Source organism: Bacillus sp. 522_BSPC, from assembly GCF_001076885.1.
In the GTDB taxonomy this organism is placed as follows: domain Bacteria; phylum Bacillota; class Bacilli; order Bacillales; family Cytobacillaceae; genus Niallia; species Niallia hominis.
The window spans coordinates 1-2,809 of sequence record NZ_JVDT01000097.1; the positions used below are offsets into that span (position 1 = coordinate 1).

Annotated in this window: 2 protein-coding genes and 1 pseudogene; 2 read left to right on the forward strand and 1 reads right to left on the reverse strand. The window is 38.6% G+C overall.

Annotated features, from left to right (window positions below; genetic code table 11):
* Positions 1-94 precede the first annotated feature (94 nt).
* Together ADJ83_RS07650 and ADJ83_RS07655 are read left to right on the forward strand one after the other, a co-directional pair.
* Entirely contained in the window at positions 95-1,357 is a 1,263-nt protein-coding gene (locus ADJ83_RS07650; protein ID WP_031538279.1) for a DDE-type integrase/transposase/recombinase, read from the forward strand.
* Entirely contained in the window at positions 1,350-2,153 is an 804-nt protein-coding gene (locus tag ADJ83_RS07655) for an ExeA family protein (protein ID WP_031538280.1), read from the forward strand. The genes ADJ83_RS07650 and ADJ83_RS07655 overlap by 8 nt, the downstream gene beginning before the upstream one ends.
* A gap of 336 nt (positions 2,154-2,489) precedes the next feature.
* Here ADJ83_RS07655 and ADJ83_RS07665 read toward each other — a convergent pair.
* Positions 2,490-2,809: pseudogene (locus tag ADJ83_RS07665) on the reverse strand (HAMP domain-containing protein); the annotation flags it as partial.

Here is a 2,809-nt window from a genome sequence, read left to right on the forward strand (position 1 = left end):
CACATACCTTTTTCATAGTCAGAAAATATCGAAAAAAGTAGAATAATAACCATGGATGACCGGTCGTCCTTCTATGAAAAAGGAGGAAGATTCCATGAATGAAAAAGAGCGTGAACAAGTGGCCCTATTTCGGTATGGCCTAATAGCCCCCCTATTGAATGGGCAAGTTGATTCGAAGGAATATTTAAATGGAATGGAGGGAAAGGTTCATTCTGTCCCCCATTATGGAGAAAGGAAAATTGCAGAGAAAACAATGAAAGAGTGGCTTCTTCATTATCGAAGAAATGGATTTGAAGCATTAAAGCCCAAGAAGCGCTTGGATCGAGGGAATTCTCGAAGACTATCCCCTGATGACCAAGATCTTGTCCTTGAAATACGAAAAAAATCTCCCCATATGCCGGTTAGTGTTTTCTACGAACAACTAATCGAGCGTGGAGAGATACAAAAAAACCAAATATCTTACTCTACTATAATTCGATTATTAAAAAAACACAACCTTGTAGGAAAACAAATGGTGGCGATACCAGAAAGAAAACGGTTCGCTCACGAAAAGGTGAATGTGTTGTGGCAGGCTGATTTATCCCATGGACCTTATGTACCCGTTAATGGAAAAAAGACAAAGACATTTTTAATTGCCTATATTGATGACTGTTCTCGTCTTGTGCCGTATGCACAGTTCTTCTCGTCAGAGAAGTTTGATGGATTAAGAGTAGTCACGAAAGAGGCTTTAATTCGCAGAGGGAAACCTACCATCATTTATGCGGACAACGGTAAGATCTATCGATCTGAAACGCTTCAATATGCTTGTGCCCAACTCGGAATTACTTTAGCTCACACGCAGCCGTATGATCCCCGTGCAAAAGGGAAGGTAGAAAGGTTGTTTAAAACGATTCAAACACGGTTTTATCCGTTATTACAAGCCGATCCAGCTCATTCACTAGAAGAGTTAAATGAACGATTCTGGAGCTGGTTAGAGAAAGATTATCACCGAAGAGTTCATGCCTCTTTAGAGGGTAAAACGCCCCATGAAGTGTTTCAATCTCAACTAAAGGATATAACATTTTTGGAGGATTTGTCTATTCTTGAGACCATCTTCTTGAAACGAGAACACCGGAAAGTAAAGGCTGATGGGACGATTACGTTAAATAAAGAGCTCTACGAAGTACCTTCCCGTTTTATCGGTCATTCTATCGATGTGAGACTAGACGAAAATGGTGTCTATATCTTTGAGGATGATAAGAAAGTCGCTGAAGCAATTCCTGTATCCATGAAGGATAATGCGCATGTAAAACGGGCTCGCTCGCCATTTTCATTATCTCAAACAGCTGAAGTGAAAGGGGAACAAGACCATGTATAAATCCATTTACTCTTTAGCTCAAGCACCATTTTCGAAAGATATACGCCCTTCGGATGCGTTTCCTTCCACTGATTATCAAGGGGCTTTAAACGCATTAAATTATTTACAGAAATCGAAGGGAATGGGTCTTCTTATTGGGGATCCTGGCGCAGGAAAAACGTTTACCTTACGGTCTTTTAAGGAGTCATTAAACCCTTCTTTATATCACGTAGTCTATTTTCCCCTTTCAACTGGTGGTGTAATGGATTTTTACCGTGGGTTAGTATATGGCTTAGGGGAGGAACCGAAGTTCCGTAAAGTCGATCTCTTTAGGCAAATTCAACAAGGCATTGAGCGAATGGCAGGGGAACGTAAGATCACACCTGTTTTCATTTTAGATGAAATGCATATGGCAAAAGATGCTTTTTTGCAGGATATAGCACTATTATTTAACTTTCATATGGACTCAACCAATCCATTTATCCTAGTTTTAGCTGGCTTACCACATTTAAAGACTCGATTAGCATTAAATCATCATCGTCCACTATCACAGAGAATGATTATGAAATATGAGATTCAGCCATTATCCAGAGAGGAAGTTTCCCATTATATTCATCATCATATGAAGTTAGCAGGAGCGAAGATGACCATCTTTACAGAAACCGCGGTAGAAGCTATCGCATCACGGTCTCAAGGTTGGCCACGGGTTATTAATACATTAACGATTAACAGTTTATTATTTGGCTCTCAACTAAAGAAAGAACTGATTGATGAGGAAATTGTCAGGTTAGCTATAGAGGATAATGGCTTATCATGAGGCGTGGAATATTAGTATTTGACCACCATCTTCAAGAATGGAGAGTATGGTTAGGACATCAGCCCCACTGGATAGACCAGGGTTATGCATTTGAGATACGGGTCCAAAACAGGTATCTCCATGCATACTTGGAGAAAGATTTTGATTGGTTCGTAACTCTGGAACACGAAGTAAGGTTTGTACTCCACACTTACGAGGTGTACAAAATTCGAATAAAAAAACAGGATTATATGCCAGTTGATGCCCCTTTTTAGGGGTTTTCTTTTCCTGAATTTAAGACGGAATAATTTGAACAAGATTTTGCACATTCCGAAATAAAGTGAAAAAAATAGCACATTATTTCAGATTTCCTCCCGGATTAATGTGGAAAAGAGTATCTGAAATATTGTGCTCGTTTACAACAATTGCTTGAATGACTTGATTATTTAATTTCTTATTTTCCCGTAACATATTTATAAATTGAACACCAATTTGCCCAACCTCATCATTTGGATTAAAATACTGCAATTCTTCATCTGAATCTTTATTTCCTTTTATCACCTTAGCAAGATTATTTAAAGGAGAAGTAATCGCCTTACTAAAAATATAGGCAAAGAAACAGCCAATTAAAAAGACAATAAAAAGAACGCCAATTGTCACCGTTTGAATAAAAGACG